This window comes from Flavobacterium algoris, assembly GCF_048158525.1.
Lineage (GTDB): Bacteria > Bacteroidota > Bacteroidia > Flavobacteriales > Flavobacteriaceae > Flavobacterium > Flavobacterium algoris.
In genome coordinates this window covers 209,635-225,796 of the sequence record NZ_JBLNKT010000002.1, presented here as the reverse complement: position 1 = coordinate 225,796, position 16,162 = coordinate 209,635, and the positions used below count along the sequence as shown (strand labels likewise).

Below are 16,162 nucleotides of genomic sequence, written 5' to 3'. Positions count from 1 at the left end.
TATAATTAAAATGAGAACCTATAAAACAAAAAACAGTAGTAAACCGGAGCTTACTACTGTTTAAAAATTGTACTTTTATTTTTTATTAATCCTGTATCGTTTTTTCAGGACTAGACAGCTGTCTAAGTAAGGTAGTTGTTTAGCCGATTTTTTAGTTATGATTGTCAATATTTTTATAAAGTCTTCATAGGGAATTCTGCCAAACTAAATACTTTCTTTATCTTTGTTTCATGAATGAAAATTTAGATCCAACTACAAACGGTTATAATGCAGACGAGCTTGATCTTGAAAAAAGATTAAGGCCGCTTTCATTCGATGATTTTGCCGGTCAAGACCAAATATTAGAAAATTTAAAAGTTTTTGTTCAGGCTGCAAATCAAAGGAATGAAGCACTTGACCACACTCTCTTTCATGGACCTCCAGGTTTAGGGAAGACAACTTTGGCTAATATTCTTGCCAATGAACTTCAAGTAGGAATAAAAATTACTTCTGGTCCTGTTTTAGACAAGCCTGGAGACCTAGCCGGTTTATTGACGAATCTTGAAGAAAGAGATGTATTGTTTATAGATGAAATCCATCGATTAAGCCCCATAGTCGAAGAATATTTATATTCAGCAATGGAAGACTTCAAAATTGATATAATGATTGAATCTGGGCCAAATGCTCGTACCGTACAAATTAATCTGAACCCATTTACTTTAATCGGTGCTACAACTCGTTCTGGACTATTAACAGCGCCCATGAGAGCCCGTTTTGGGATATCATCACGCTTACAATATTATACGACCGAGTTATTAACCACAATCGTGGAGAGAAGTGCTGCTATTTTCAAAATGCCTATCACAATGGAAGCAGCAATCGAAATTGCAGGCAGAAGTAGAGGGACTCCTCGAATCGCTAATGCTTTATTGCGTCGTGTTCGTGATTTTGCACAAATAAAAGGAAATGGTAAAATAGATATTGAAATTGCTCGTTATGCACTAAAAGCCCTTAATGTAGATGCTCATGGTCTAGATGAAATGGATAATAAAATACTTACTACAATTATTGAAAAGTTCAAAGGTGGCCCCGTAGGTTTATCAACTTTGGCGACAGCCGTATCCGAAAGTAGTGAAACTATAGAAGAGGTTTATGAGCCATTTCTTATCCAAGAGGGTTTCATTATGAGAACGCCAAGAGGGAGAGAAGTCACTGACAAAGCCTATAAACATTTGGGTAAATTAAACACCAGTATTCAAGGCGGTTTGTTTTAACTTTTTGAAGCTATTTCCCACTATTCGTCTAAATCTATCTCGTGAAAAAATGAGATAGGATATCGCTTCAAATGAAGGTCACTGAGCACCTATAAAAATAGAAGTTAAGTGAAGTGATCAGGGCTAGTATTTAATTGCCAATTTTAACTTTTTTTTATCATAATTCAAAAAACTAAATATACAGAGTTCATTAAATCCGAAGCAAAACGCCTTGGGTTTTTGGCTTGTGGTATTTCCAAAGCTCAGTTTTTAGAACAGGAAGCTCCTCGCTTAGAAAATTGGTTAAATAAAAATAGAAATGGTGAAATGTCGTATATGGAAAATCATTTCGACAAACGTCTAAACCCGACGTTGCTTGTTGATGATGCGAAAAGTGTGATTTCTCTTTTATTAAATTATTATCCAGAAAAAATTCAAAATCCAGATTCCTACAAAATTTCTAAATATGCTTATGGACAAGATTATCATTTTGTTATTAAAGAAAAGCTTAAAGAGTTTTTATTTTCTATTCAATCAGCTATTGGTGCCGTTTCAGGGCGTGCGTTTGTAGATTCAGCGCCAGTATTGGATAAAGCTTGGGCTGCAAAAAGTGGTTTAGGCTGGATAGGTAAAAACAGCAATTTGCTGACTCAAAAAGTTGGTTCCTTTTACTTCATAGCAGAGCTCATTATTGATTTAGATTTAGAACATGATAATTCTACTTCAGATCATTGCGGAACCTGTACCGCTTGTATCGACGCTTGTCCTACCGAAGCTATTGTAGCACCATATATTGTAGATGGAAGTAAATGTATCTCTTATTTTACTATAGAACTGAAAGAGAATATTCCTCATGAAATGAAAGGGCACTTTGATGATTGGGCTTTTGGATGTGATGTCTGTCAGGACGTTTGTCCATGGAATAAGTTTTCAAAAGCACATAATGAACCTTTATTTAATCCAAATCCAGAATTACTTTCTATGTCCAAAAAAGATTGGAGAGAAATTACGGAAGAAACATTTAAGGTTGTGTTTAAAAATTCGCCTCTAAAAAGGGCAAAGTTCCAAGGGTTAAAGAGAAATATTGATTTTCTAGAATAACTTTGGGGTCTAGATTAGGCTAATTAATTGGATTGTTTTTTATAGAAGATTCTCTAATAATAATATTGGTTTCTAATTCAATTGTTCTTGGTTTAAAAGGAATTCCTTCCTTATGACAATTCATTTCTTCCAATAATAAGTTGAAAGACTCAATCCCCATCTCATGACTAGGTTGATCTATAGTACTTAATTTTGGTGTAAGTACTTGTGACATAAACCAATTGCTGAAGCCAATTACCGCTACTTGACCCGGAACTTTAATGTTGTTGTCATTAAAATAAGATAAAACACCAACGGCTACTAAATCTGTAACAGCAAATATTCCATCAACATCAGGATGGTCTTTTATTATTTGTTTTGCAAAATCTACTCCTTCTTGAAAGGTTACGGTTTCGCAAGTATAGACTAATTTGGTGTCAAAAGGAATGTTGTTTTTTTCTAATGCTTTTTTATATCCAATATAACGGTCAATTGAATTTTGAGGATTTAAAGGTCCACGAATATGAACAATTTTTTTGCAATTATTATCTATTAAATGTTGAATAGCATTAAATGCTGCTTTTTGATCATCTATAATTACTTTAGAACAAGAAATTAGTTTGTTGATTTTATCAAACATTACAAAAGGAATATTCCGGGTGATTATTTCTTTTAAATGATCATCATTATTTGACTCATTAGAAAGCGAAATGATAATTCCATCGACTCTTTTTTTTATCAATAGTTCTACTTGTTTTTTCTCTAAAGCCAGTGACTCATTTGATTGTAATATAATAACTAGATAGCCATTTTTCTCTGCTTCATCAATAATTGCATTTATTACATTCGAAAAAAAATGATGTACAACTTCAGGGATAATTAATCCAATAGTTTTAGATTCTTTTGTTCTTAAATTTACAGCAAAACTATTAGGGGTATAGTGTAGATTTTGGGCAAGATCAATCACTGCTTGTTTAGTTTTTGCACTAACGTCAGGATAATTTTTTAAAGCTTTTGAAACTGTTGTTATTGAAATTCCGAGTTTAGTTGCAATTTCTTTAAGAGTGATGTCTTTCATGAATTGTATTTCTATTTATTTAATTTTAGAAAAATATTTCTCAGAAACGGTTTCCCTTTAAAGTTCGATGGGTTTTACCTTGTTTTATGTTTATGAAAAAATATTATAACGTCAAATATTCTTCACCAAGATATTAATTTTTATCTTATTTCTGAAGTTTTTATCAAAATAAACAAATTAATATTGATTAGTTAAATTAAAAATAGGATGATTATTATTATACTAAAAAAGTCTATTTATTAAGTTGAATCTCTTTCTATTATGCTAGTTTCTAATTCAATTGATTGAAAAATCACAGGAGAATTATTCTTTTTTAAATTAATTTCATCAAATAAAATTGAGGCTGATTTTCTTCCAATTTCAAATCCAGGTTGGTCAACAGTTGAAAGTTTAGGACTCATTACACTAGACATAAACCAATTACTAAATCCTAAAACAGCTATTTTTTGTGGAATTGCAATGCCTACTTCATTGAAATATTTAATGATTCCTACAGCTACTAAATCAGTAACTGCAAAAATCGCATCGATTTCCGGGTGTTCATTAACGATTTTTTTTGCATTTTCATAACCGTTTTCAAAATCCATGTTGGTGTCACACACATAAACCAAAGAGGAATCATAGATAATATTATTGTCTTCTAAAGCTTTTTTGTAGCCCAAAAAACGGTCTATGGAATTTTGTGGTAAATAGGATCCTCTAAAATGGGCTATTTTTTTATATCCTTTTTTTATAAGATAGCTAACGGCATCATAAGCTGCTTTTCTATCATTAATAGTTACTTTAGAACAGTTGACAAGCTTTGCAATTTTATCAAAAAGAACAAGAGGTGTATTATGAGACAGTATAGTCTGTAAGTGTTCAAATTCACCAGTCTCATTTGATAAGGATATTAGGATTCCATCGACTCTTTTATTTAATAAAAGGTCAATTTGTTTTTTTTCAAATTCTAATTTTTCATTTGATTGTAAAATAATAACCAAGTAATCTCTCTTCTCAGCTTCTTCAAGAATTCCTTGAATTACATTTGAAAAAAAATCATGAACTAGAGTAGGGATTATCAAACCAATTGTCTTAGACTCTTTTGTCCTTAAGTTTACTGCAAAACTGTTTGGAGTATAATTTAGTTTATTAGCTAGCTCTATAACTGCTTTTTTTGTCTTTTCACTTACATCTGAATAGCCTTTCAGAGCCTTAGAAACGGTAGTTATAGAAATTCCTAATTGGGAGGCAATTTGTTTGAGAGTGGTGTTATTCATATTTCATTACTCTAAATAGTAAAAGCCGAATAAAAAACTGCTTCTTGAAAACGAAATTACAATTAATTTATTGTAATTCAATTTTCAAGAAACAGTTTAATTTGAAATTAACTATTTCAGTATAATTTGTTATTATTTGAGTTCGATTATTTGTGCTTCATAAGGTTGTAAAATGTTGTTTTTTACTATTTTAGTTCCAGTGTAGTTGTCTAAAATAATTTTAGATTTAGCAGTCGAAACCCCTATTTTGTATGGGCTATTTTTATCAGTAAAATTTAATAGCACTAATAATTTTTTACCATCTAATTCTCGTATATAGGCATATACATTTGGATTTTCTCGGTCTAATAGCGTATATTTTCCATAAACAAGAGTTGGTTCTTTTTTGCGTAATTGGACTAATTTTCTAAAATAATTCAATACTGAATTTGGGTCTTTTTCTTGTGCTTCCGCATTCAAGGTCTTATAATTTGGGTTTACCTTCAGCCATGGTGTTCCGGTAGTAAAACCTGCATTTTGAGTTGTATCCCATTGAAATGGAGTTCTTCCGTTTTCTCTGGAAGTTTGTTTTTGTCCTTCTAAAAATGCATTCAAATCACCGCCTTTGTTTTTTAAACCAATGTATTTGTTACGGGTATCCACATCATGGTAATCATCAATAGAATTAAAACGAATGTTGTCCATTCCTAATTCATCTCCATAATAGTAATATGGAGTCCCTCTCATTGTCATTATGAAAGTAGAAAGCATTTTTGAAGAAATAGCTCTATATTTTGGAGTGTCATTACCAAATTTACTGACCATTCTAGGTTGATCGTGATTGGCCAGGAATATTGCAAGCCACCCTTTATCTTTGAAAGCTTTGTCGTATCGAGAAAAAATATCTTTGTATTTTACTAGGCCAAAATCTTTTAAATGTTTGCCAATATCAACACTTTCAAAATGGTATGCCATGTTTAGTTCTTTTCGATCGGGATCTACAAATAGCATTGCATCTTCAGGAGAACTTCCTGCACCTTCAGCAACTGTCATCATATCATACTTGCTAAAAACTTCTCTATTCATTTCTTGTAAATAGTCATGTAAATGAGGTCCTACACCATAATATTTTATGATATTTTTTTCATATCCTTTTGGTAATTCTGGCCAAGTTGTGTCTTTAGAGGCAAATTGGAAAGCGTCCATTCTAAAACCATCAATGCCTTTGTCTAACCAAAACTTCATAATGTCATAAACTTCATTTCTAACTTTTGGATTTTCCCAATTTAAATCGGGTTGCTTTTGAGAAAAATAATGGAGGTAATAGGAATCCGTTTGGGCATCATATTTCCAAGCATCACTATTCACATCAAAAAAGCTCCATCTATATGGTGGTTTCCCTTTTTCGGCTGGCCACCAATGATAGTAATCTCTGTATTTATTATCTCTGGAACTTCTGGATTGTTTGAACCATTCATGTTCATCACTACTGTGATTGACCACTAAATCCATGATGAGCTTAATGCCACGTTTGTGCATTTCCTTTAACAAAAGGTCAAAATCGGACATAGTTCCAAAATCTTTCATGATCTCACGATAATTGCTAATATCATAGCCATTATCATCATTAGGTGAAGTATAAATTGGATTAAGCCAAACAGCATCTACTCCTAGACTTTTTACATAATCTAATTTAGATATGATTCCTTTTAAATCGCCAACTCCGTCACCATCGCTATCCTTGAAACTTCTAGGATATATTTGATAGACTACGGCTTCTTTCCACCATTTAGAATCATTTTGTGGAGTTGTTTTTACTGATATGTTTTGTGCGAATGTGCTCTCAGATAAAAATAGCATAAGAGCAGAAAATAAGCATAAAGAAAAAATAGGTTTCATGATTGTTTGTATTAATAGTATTTATAATTATTTTTTTGTGGGATTCATAAATTCACCAATTTCCTTAATAGATATTTTTGGATTTGCACCCGTGTTTTTTGCTACTAAAGCTCCCATGGCACAAGCAAAATCAATTGCTTTTTGAGGTTCATTCGTGGTTAATAACTTGCTTAATAAAGAAGCTAAGAAGGAGTCTCCTGAACCTACAGTATCGACTACATCAATTTTGTAACCACTGTTATAGTACATTTTTTCATTGTAAAACAAAACGGCACCATGGCTTCCTTTGGTTATGCAAATATGTTTAGTGTTGGTGCGCTCGGCAATGAAAAGGATATTTTGTTCTAAGGAATGATAGGGTGAGTTTAGGAAAGCACTTATTTCATATAATTCATCATCATTAAACTTTATAAAATCAGATTGTAACATCAAACTGATAAGTATTTCTTTTGTGTAAAATGGTGCGCGTAAATTCACGTCAAAAATTTTATATTTGGCATAATTTATTAACTCTAATAAAGTTTGGTAGGAAGTTAGGTCTCTGCAAACTAGACTTCCAAATACAAAGGCATCAGCTTTTTTTACCGTATTTTCAGCTTCGGGATTACATTCAATTTTGTCCCAAGCTACAGGATAATTGATGGTATAAGATGCAGAGCCTTTGTCGTTCAATTGAACGAGCACTTCTCCGGTAGATAGGGTTTCATCTATTTGAATACTGTTTGTAGAAATACCATTTTTTTTAATGTAATCTAGCATTTCTCTACCTATTTCATCATTACCTACACGGCTTATTATTTGAGCTTTTACTCCAAGTGAAGCTAATCTAAGTGCTACATTTAGAGGTGCTCCTCCAATTTTTTTGTGTGTAGGGAAAACATCAAATAATACTTCTCCAAAACATACAATACTGAGTTCTTTTTTACGGTTATCCATTTTTAAGCATTTTATGTTCTAATTCTTCGAGTGATAATCCTTTGGTTTCAGGCATCATAAACAATACAAAAACTAATTGTAATACCATCATAAATGCAAAAAATGCAAATATAGGCCAAGGATTTTCTTTAAATAGATCAATTACTACAGGTCCGGCCAAAGTAATTAAGGCCGCAAAAATCCAATGAATTCCTGTACCAAAGGATTGTCCATTGGCACGAACATTATTAGGGAATATCTCGGAGATAAATACCCATATTACAGCTCCTTGTCCAATAGCATGAGAGGCTATAAATAGCATAATAGATGACATTAATATAATAGGTCCCATATTGTTGTAAAAGGCTAAAGCTACCATGCCTAAACTGATAATATAACCTAAAGAGCCAATAATCATCAGTTGTTTTCTTCCTAAAACATCTATTAATCGCATTCCAGCAATAGTAAAAATTAGATTTGTTAGTCCAATTAAAATAGAATTCATCAAAGATTCTTTCGAACCTAATCCTGCCATTTCCAATATCTCTGGAGCGTAATATAGTATAAAATTGATTCCGGATAATTGATTGAAAAATGCCAGTAAAAAAGCTAAAATAATTGGTAGTTTGTATTTTTTCGAAAAAATAGTTTCTTTGATCGTTGAGTCAACTAAATCTTTTTTAATTTCATGGAAATTTTCTAAAGCCTCTTCTTTGTTATAAATCATTTCAAGAACTTTCATTCCTTCCTTATCATCTCTTTTTTTTAATATTAACCAGCGCGGACTGTCCGGAATTTGTAAAACTACAATGCTATAGATTAAAGCAGGAACTGCCACGATTCCTATCATCCATCGCCAGTCATTGGCTCCGGCAAAACCTTCGAATAAATAATTAGAGAAAAATGCAATTAGGATTCCAAATACGATATTGAATTGGAATAGTGTTCCTAATTTACCTCTGTTTTCTGGAGTCGAAATCTCCGATATATAGATTGGTGCTGCAACTGAAGAAGCTCCAACTCCTATTCCGCCAATAAAACGAAAAAAAGAAAAGATATAAGGATTTGGCGCTAAAGCAGAACCTAAAGCCGATACTAAAAATAGGATTCCAATCCAAAATAATGTTTTCTTTCGACCCCATTTATCACATGGAATTCCTCCTAATAAAGAACCTAAAACAGTTCCCCACAATGCCATAGACATAATAAAAATGCCATGAAATAATGGTGTGGTATGCCATAATTCTTTTATTGGTAAATTAGCGCCAGATATTACGACGGTGTCAAAACCAAATAAAAATCCCGCCACAGCTACGGTAAGAGACCAATTTCGAACGTTATTCATTATTTATAGTTTTTGGTTGTTAGTTTGGTTGTTTTTATTTTGATGAAAGGTTTCTAATTTTGCCAAATTCCTTTTATTTTTGAGATTTCTATGTTTTTAATTTCTTGATTTTCATTAGATTGTATACTCAGTTTATTGTAAGCCTTTTTTGGGAAAATTTGCTCAGTGAATGTATAAATACCATCATTTAAGAAAATTTCTATCGAAGACCAATCTAAAATCATATGGTAGCTTATAGTTTTTGAAACAATATTTGAGGTTGAAGTCTTGTGGATTTTTTTTCCAAAATTGGCTTCAAAATTTACAATTCCGGAATGCCGTCTGTCTATAGAGAATGTTTTTTGTTTAGCATCATAATCAATTACTAAAGAATCTTTTGCTTCGTTAGAAAATATCAATTTTAAATTCTTTGAATAGGCTTTAAACTTTATATCGGATTGATTTAGATTGTCGTAATTTATTGTGATAGTATGATTTGCATTTAGCGATAACAAATCTTTAGATAGTTCAGTAGTAAATTGTTTATTTAGTTCTTCAACTGGAGTACTCTTTAGAATATAATTATTATTTAATTTTTCTAGTGAAAGTTCTCTTGGAAGTGTCATGGCGCTTCTCCAGTTTTTTGTCGGTGTATTTCGTGCATATTGCCAGTTACTCATCCAGCCAATAAAGAGGCGTCTGTTATTTGGAGCATCATTATAAGTCACTCCTGCATAATTATCTGTTCCATAATCAATCCATTTAGTCTCTTTTTGGACCGTGCGAAAAGTTTTTCCGTCAAAATCTCCTATGAAATATTGCGTCCCTGAACCACCATTTGGTGCTCCAGGATTAATGCTAACAAGTAATACCCATTTTTCTTCATTTGAATTGGCTACTTTTAGTTTGAAAATATCAGGACATTCCCAAACACCACCATGATCACCATTAATTTTACCAAATTCACTTTGCAATGTCCAATTTATTAGGTTTTTTGAAGTATAAAATTGGGCACGATCTCCAGCGACTAAAACTAAATTCCAAAGATTGGTTGCGGTATTCCAAAAAACTTTAGGGTCTCTAAAATCTTTTAAATCAGAATTTCCTATAATTGGATTTCCTTCGTATTTTAACCAAGTGTCTCCTTCGTCTAAACTGTAAGCCAGCCCTTGTGTTTGAAAGTTTGTTTTTCCCGCTTTTTCTCCTTCCATATTGTGATAGGTGAAAATTGCGACCATTGGCGGGTTTTCCTTAGTTCCCAATTTGGAACTGTTATTTTGGTCTATCACTGCACTTCCTGAAAATATAAGTCCTAGTTTATCAGGAAATAAAGCGATTTTTTTATGTTTCCAATGGATTAAATCCGTACTCGTTGCATGTCCCCAATGCATTGGTCCCCATATAATATCATTTGGATAATATTGGTAAAACAGATGATAGATGCCTTTGTAATACACCATCCCATTGGGGTCATTCATCCATTTTTTTTCTGGAGAAAAATGAAATTGCGGTCGAAAAGGTTCTTTGAATATTTTTGAAGAATCACTTTCTATTTTTTCAGAAGAATTAACAGTAATGATAGCATTATTTTCTTCTTTTTTACAAGAAAATAACAATAATGAAGTTCCGAATAAAAATAAGATTAATGGAATAGTACTTGTGAACTTCATTTAAAAAAGGGTTTATTTTTATATTATATCTATAAAAATAGAATTCTTTTTTTTAATTATTGAATTCGTAATAATCAAAAACGTTTTCGGTAAGTCGAAAACGTTTTCGATTTGGAATCAATGTACTATATCGAATTATATAATTATTTAACGAATTAATTATATAAGTTTGAAAATATTATTAAAAATTATAACTATGATTTCAAATTTTAAAAGCCTGTTCTTAATGTTTTTAGTATGTCAAGCTGTTTTTGGACAAACAAAATCAGATCAATGGCATTTATATGCAAACTCAAGAGAAAATTATTATGGAGTTGCTATGGCAAATGGTCAAATAGGAATTGTTACGGATGACACCCCTTTAAAAACAAAAGAGATATTATTGAATGGAGTTTATGATGGTAGTCCTGAAAACGGAATTAGCAGAATTGTAAGAGGAATTGAATTTTTAAACTTACATCTTATTATAAACAATCAAGAAATAAAATCGGACAATATTGATAATTGGGCTCAAGTGGTTTCTATGAAAGAAGGAACTAGCACAACCTCATTTACATTCAAAGATTTTGCAAGTATTAATTATACAATTTTAGCCAATAGAGCGGTTCCATATTCTGCTATGGCAATTGTTGAAATTACTCCTGATAAAGACATCGAAATAGTAGCTAATAATTACATGGTTGTCCCTGATGAATTGAAAGATGCTAAAAGTCAGTTTAGGGTATTAAAAGACAATCAGTATTTAATGCCGGTTTTTGGAACAACTGCAAAAACATTAACGGGTAAATATACCGTTTCAGCATCTACTACATTTCTTTTTGACGGGCAAAGCGAAACATTGAAGCAAGTAGGAAATGAAGTTGGTTTTTCTAAAAAATTATTAAAGGGAAAAAAATATCGATTTGCTATTGCCGGAGGGATTTGTACTTCAAAAGATATTACAGATCCTTTGAACGAATCCGAAAGACAACCAATTTATGCATTGCAACAAGGAATTGATAATTTATTGAATCGTCATAAAGAAGCTTGGGCTGAATTATGGAATACAGGAGACATTCAAATCGAAGGAGATTTAGATGCGCAACAACGGGTAAGATTCTCTTTGTATAATTTGTATTCCTATATACGTCCGGAAACAAGACAAAGTATTGCGCCTATGGGATTGTCTTCTCAAGGGTATAATGGACATATTTTTTGGGATAGTGAACTTTGGATGTATCCTACACTTTTGGCACTGCAACCTGATATGGCAAAATCATGCCTGGATTACCGTTCGGACCGTTTGCAAAAAGCAAAACAGAAAGCTACGATATATGGATATAAAGGAGCAATGTATCCATGGGAGTCTGATGACACAGGAGAAGAGGCGACACCAACTTGGGCTTTGACAGGAATTTTTGAGCAACATATTACGGCAGATGTTTCGATTGCGTTTTGGAATTACTATGCGTATACTCAAGACAAATCGTGGTTAAGAAAAGAATGGAGCGTATTAAAAGAAACGGCTGATTTCTGGGTAAGTCGAGTAGTTAAGAATCAGGATGGAAGTTATTCTATTTTGAATGTTGTTGGTGCTGATGAATATGCACAACATGTCGATGATAATGCTTTCACAAATGCTTCAGCTATTGAATCGTTAAAAAACACGATTAAAGCAGCTACAATTTTGAACGAGCCAGTTGATCCAAAATGGGTAGCAGTTTCTGAAAAATTAGTAATTCATACAGAAAATGGAATTACTCAGAATTACAAAGGATATAAAGGACAGATTATTAAACAAGCCGATGTTAATTTATTAGCATATCCGTTACATATTATTACTGATAAAGCTCAAATTGAGAAAGATTTGGAATATTACACTGAAAAAATCGATAAAAAAGATGGTCCGGCAATGGCCTCAGGAGTTTTATCCGTTTTGTATGCCAGATTAGGAGATAAGGAAAAGGCTTATAATTATTTTGTAAAATCCTATTTGCCAAATAGTCGACCTCCTTTTGGTGTGTTTTCTGAATCAGCAAACAGTAATAATCCTTATTTTGCAACAGGAGCTGGTGCAATGCTGCAAGCCGTAATTTATGGTTTTGGAGGTGTTGAACAAACCGATCATGGATTGAAATATAATAAAGGGTTGTTGCCCAAAAAATGGAAGTCACTAAAAATAATTGGTTTGGGAATGGATAACAAAACAATTACAATAGAATAACAGCATAAAACAAAAATTTCCTGCCACGATCGCACTTTTTAATCTTTTTAAGAAATTGAAAGAAGTGTATTCGTGGCTTTTTTATGGAAATAGCTCAAAATTCTTCTTAATAACCTCTTTTAAAACAAAATCATTACCATAAATAAATTCCTCCAAAAAAGGGGATTCTTAATTAAGTAAGCCATCGGATTTGAAAGACTGCTAATTTTAGAATTAAAGGCTATCTGATAAATAAGTGTGAAAAAGGCTTTTAGATTAAGGAATCTGCAGTGATTTTCGTTATAAAGCTTTTTTTTTGATATATGTTTAAATATTGAATATGGTAAATTGAGTCTAATTATGACTATGTGTTTTTTTTAACGCTTTTTTTTAAATTTTATATAATTTTAGTATTAATTTTTTGAAGTATTAATTTTAAAATCGAAAACGTTTTCGACTCAACGAAAACGTTATAGTTTGTAATTTTCTTAATTTTATCATAAAATTAGTATTATGTTTACCACATATTTTAAAACAAACCATTAAAACAAATTATTAACCAACTTATTTATTACGTATGAAAAATAGTCTATTAAAAGGCTTGATGGTGTTTCTAACGATGCTATGTACTAGTTTGACTTATTCGCAAGATGTGTCCGGTACGGTATCTGATGCTAGTGGTCCGCTTCCAGGGGCTTCTATATTAGTTAAAGGAACAACAAATGGAGCACAAACAGATCTCGATGGAAATTTCACTATCAAAAATGTTGGCTCAAACGCAGTTTTGATTTTCAGTTACATTGGTCTTAAAAGTCAAGAAGTAAGTGTAGCAGGGAAAAGCTCAGTAAAAGTAATCTTAAAAGAAGACTCATCTGAATTAAAAGAAGTAGTAGTTATTGGCTACGGTTCTGTTAAAAAGAAAGATGCTACTGGTGCAGTTGATCAAATCAGTTCAAAGAAATTTGATAATGTTGCTGCTACTAATCCAGCTGAACTTTTGAGAGGTAAAGTTGCAGGTGTTCAAATTACTTCTTCAAGCGGAGAGCCAGGTGCTGCAAATTCAATAAGAATTCGTGGTAATGGTACTTTACGTGGGGGTAACGGACCGCTTATTGTTGTAGATGGGGTGCCTTTAGCCGGAGGCGACGTGTCTGCAGGTGGTGCTAATATGAATTTAGGTTCTATGAGTGCCAAAGATCCATTGAGCTTTATTAATCAAAATGATATCGAAAGTATGTCAATTTTGAAAGATGCTTCTTCGACGGCGATTTATGGAGCTAGAGGGGCTAATGGGGTAATTATTATTACAACTAAGAAAGGAAAGTCTAAAGTACCAGAATTAACTTATTCTACTTCTTACACGACTTCTTCTTATGCTTCAAAATTCAATGTTTTATCTACTGATGAATTTATAGCGGCAACTCCAGGTCAGACAGCAAACCATTTTGGTGGAGCATTCGATTGGAAAAAACAAGTATTACAAACAGGTAGCACTGTAAATCATGATTTGTCTTTCTCAAGTGGAACAGACAATTCTAATACTAGAGTTTCTTTGGGTATGGCTAATACTGATGGTATTGTAAGAAATACTGGGTTAGATAAAATTACTGCAAGTTTTTACAACTCAAATGATTTCTTTGATGGTAAAGTGAAATTAGAAACTCGTATAGCTTATTCTAATATCAAAGATCGTAGAGGTTTGATTACGAATGACACAGGATATATTGGTAACTTATTAAGTGCTGCATTGTATTGGAACCCAACGCGTTCAGTTTATGACCCAGCACAGCCAGGCGGTTACACAAGAGTAAGTGGTGATTATCTTAATCCTGTTCATTTGATGAATTCGTTCTCTAATAATGGTGATTTGTCTAAATTATTAGGTAGCCTAACCACTACTGTGAAATTAACTAATAGTTTGAAATACAACATGGTTGTTGGTATTGAAACGTCTAATTCTTCTGTAAAGCAACAAGCTTCCCCAGATTTAAATATTCAAGATTTTGCAACGGCTACTAATCCTGCGGATTTAAAAACGTACAGAGGACAAGCGACAGTTTCTAATGATCAAAGAGTAAACAAAACTATTGAACACAATTTAACATTCACAAAAGATATTACAAAAGATATTAACTTGAATGCAATTGTTGGATATTCCTACTATAACTATGCGTCTAATGGTACTTACGTATCTGCAAAAGGTTTTGCTGCTACACAAAGTAATTTATTAGAAAATATGGAAGGTGGAATCCCAACAGAAACAAGAACTGGTTCTTACAAAGGATTAGTTGAAATGCAATCTGTTTTTGCCAGAGCATCATTAGCATTCTATAATAAATTGAATCTAGATTTAACGGTAAGACGTGATGGTTCTTCTAAAACAGCAGCTGGTAATAAATACGGAAATTTCCCTTCTTTAGGTTTGGCTTACAAAATAGTTGATGGAAAAGACGGCTTAGTTAATGATTTGAAATTAAGAGGAAATATTGGTAAAACAGGTAATACTGAATTCCCAAGAAACTCTTCTGTAGGTATAATTGAATACAATGGTCCAAATCAATTTAATGTTGTAAACAATGCGAATTCTCAATTAACTTGGGAGACTACAACTTCTTATGGAGTAGGGACAGACTTTGCTTTGCTTGATAATAAGTTAACAGGATCTGTTGATTATTTCAACAAAAACACTACTGACTTAATTGTTGGTATCCCTTCAACTTCAGGACAACCATCTCCTCAAGGTATCAAATATGCTAATTTACCGGCTAACTTAATAAACAAAGGAGTTGAGGTTTCATTATCTTACAAAGTAATTGATACAGATGATTTAACTTGGGACATTTCTGGTAACGTGGCATTTTTGTCAAATACTATTAAAAATTTGGGTGCTGCAAACGTGTACAACGTTGGGGCTATTCACGGGCAAGGTCTGAGTGATGCTTATGTTCAAAGAATTCAAGATGGATATCCGTTGTATACCTATTATCTTCCAACATTCACAGGATATGATGCAAATGGGATTTCTCAATATGCAGATGGAGGCGCTGTAAAGTTGTTAGACAAACAGCCGTTACCTAAAATGACTGCAGGCTTTTCAACAAGTTTGGCCTATAAAGGTTTTGATTTCTCAACATCATTATATGGGAATTTCGGAAATTATTTATTTAACAATACTAATGTCGCTCTTTTCTACCAAAATCAATTGGGAGGTAAAAATGTGACTCCAGAAGTTGCAAATTCAGTTCAATCAAAATCTGATGCTAATACACCATCTACTAAATACCTTGAAAAAGGAGACTTTATTAGAATGGGTAATTTAACCTTCGGTTATACTGTTAAAGGAGATGTTTTAGAGCGTTTTAAAGTAAAATCAGCTCGTTTTTATGTAAACGGTTCTAATTTATTTGTAATTACTAAATATTCAGGTTTTGATCCGGAAGTTGATACTAATAAATCTTTAAATGGTATCCCTTCAGCAGGTATAGATTATTTGTCTTATCCAAAAGCTAGAGCTTTTTCAGTAGGTCTTAACGTAACATTTTAA

General features: G+C 32.4%; 10 protein-coding genes. 4 read left to right on the top strand and 6 right to left on the bottom strand.

Features of this window, described 5'->3' with window-relative positions; translation table 11 throughout:
• Nucleotides 1-230 precede the first annotated feature (230 nt).
• Together ruvB and queG are read left to right on the top strand one after the other, a co-directional pair.
• Nucleotides 231-1,253: a Holliday junction branch migration DNA helicase RuvB gene (ruvB, locus tag ACM55I_RS01985; RefSeq protein ID WP_416845103.1), complete on the top strand. Its 1,023-nt coding sequence runs from the start codon at nucleotides 231-233 to the stop codon at nucleotides 1,251-1,253.
• A 156-nt stretch (nucleotides 1,254-1,409) separates the two neighbouring features.
• Entirely contained in the window at nucleotides 1,410-2,333 is a 924-nt protein-coding gene (gene queG / locus ACM55I_RS01980) for a tRNA epoxyqueuosine(34) reductase QueG (protein ID WP_416845108.1), read from the top strand.
• Between the two features lie 19 nt (nucleotides 2,334-2,352).
• Here the strand turns inward: queG and ACM55I_RS01975 are convergent, their stop codons facing one another.
• From ACM55I_RS01975 to ACM55I_RS01950, 6 genes are all read right to left on the bottom strand, one after another.
• The gene (locus ACM55I_RS01975; RefSeq protein ID WP_416845102.1) at nucleotides 2,353-3,390 is read right to left on the bottom strand and encodes a LacI family DNA-binding transcriptional regulator; all 1,038 of its coding nucleotides are present in this window, start codon (nucleotides 3,388-3,390) and stop codon (nucleotides 2,353-2,355) included.
• Nucleotides 3,391-3,629: 239 nt separating this feature from the next.
• Nucleotides 3,630-4,649, bottom strand: a complete 1,020-nt coding sequence (locus ACM55I_RS01970; protein WP_416845101.1) for a LacI family DNA-binding transcriptional regulator — start codon at nucleotides 4,647-4,649, stop codon at nucleotides 3,630-3,632.
• A 132-nt stretch (nucleotides 4,650-4,781) separates the two neighbouring features.
• Complete coding sequence (locus ACM55I_RS01965; protein WP_416845100.1) at nucleotides 4,782-6,527, bottom strand: glycoside hydrolase family 13 protein; 1,746 nt, start codon at nucleotides 6,525-6,527, stop codon at nucleotides 4,782-4,784.
• Between the two features lie 27 nt (nucleotides 6,528-6,554).
• Nucleotides 6,555-7,463 (bottom strand): carbohydrate kinase family protein, encoded by a 909-nt coding sequence (locus ACM55I_RS01960; protein WP_416845099.1) that lies wholly within the window; start codon nucleotides 7,461-7,463, stop codon nucleotides 6,555-6,557.
• Nucleotides 7,456-8,787 (bottom strand): sugar porter family MFS transporter, encoded by a 1,332-nt coding sequence (locus ACM55I_RS01955; RefSeq protein ID WP_416845098.1) that lies wholly within the window; start codon nucleotides 8,785-8,787, stop codon nucleotides 7,456-7,458. Before ACM55I_RS01955 ends, ACM55I_RS01960 begins: the two co-directional genes overlap by 8 nt.
• A 53-nt stretch (nucleotides 8,788-8,840) precedes the next feature.
• Nucleotides 8,841-10,436, bottom strand: a complete 1,596-nt coding sequence (locus ACM55I_RS01950) for a glycoside hydrolase family 32 protein (protein ID WP_416845097.1) — start codon at nucleotides 10,434-10,436, stop codon at nucleotides 8,841-8,843.
• Nucleotides 10,437-10,632: 196 nt separating this feature from the next.
• On the opposite strand from ACM55I_RS01950, the gene ACM55I_RS01945 reads away from it, so the two are divergent.
• Both ACM55I_RS01945 and ACM55I_RS01940 read left to right on the top strand, forming a co-directional pair.
• A complete protein-coding gene (locus ACM55I_RS01945) occupies nucleotides 10,633-12,639 on the top strand; it encodes a glycosyl hydrolase family 95 catalytic domain-containing protein (RefSeq protein WP_416845096.1) in 2,007 nt (668 codons plus the stop codon).
• A gap of 556 nt (nucleotides 12,640-13,195) precedes the next feature.
• On the top strand, nucleotides 13,196-16,162 hold the full coding sequence (locus ACM55I_RS01940; RefSeq protein ID WP_416845095.1) for a SusC/RagA family TonB-linked outer membrane protein: 2,967 nt from the start codon (nucleotides 13,196-13,198) through the stop codon (nucleotides 16,160-16,162).

Coding starts and splice junctions, on each gene's coding strand:
- ruvB (WP_416845103.1), top strand. CDS start 231: ATGAATGAAAATTTAGATCCAACTACAAACGGTTATAATGCAGACGAG.
- ACM55I_RS01975 (WP_416845102.1), bottom strand. CDS start 3,390: ATGAAAGACATCACTCTTAAAGAAATTGCAACTAAACTCGGAATTTCA.
- ACM55I_RS01970 (WP_416845101.1), bottom strand. CDS start 4,649: ATGAATAACACCACTCTCAAACAAATTGCCTCCCAATTAGGAATTTCT.
- ACM55I_RS01965 (WP_416845100.1), bottom strand. CDS start 6,527: ATGAAACCTATTTTTTCTTTATGCTTATTTTCTGCTCTTATGCTATTT.
- ACM55I_RS01960 (WP_416845099.1), bottom strand. CDS start 7,463: ATGGATAACCGTAAAAAAGAACTCAGTATTGTATGTTTTGGAGAAGTA.
- ACM55I_RS01955 (WP_416845098.1), bottom strand. CDS start 8,787: ATGAATAACGTTCGAAATTGGTCTCTTACCGTAGCTGTGGCGGGATTT.
- ACM55I_RS01950 (WP_416845097.1), bottom strand. CDS start 10,436: ATGAAGTTCACAAGTACTATTCCATTAATCTTATTTTTATTCGGAACT.
- ACM55I_RS01945 (WP_416845096.1), top strand. CDS start 10,633: ATGATTTCAAATTTTAAAAGCCTGTTCTTAATGTTTTTAGTATGTCAA.
- ACM55I_RS01940 (WP_416845095.1), top strand. CDS start 13,196: ATGAAAAATAGTCTATTAAAAGGCTTGATGGTGTTTCTAACGATGCTA.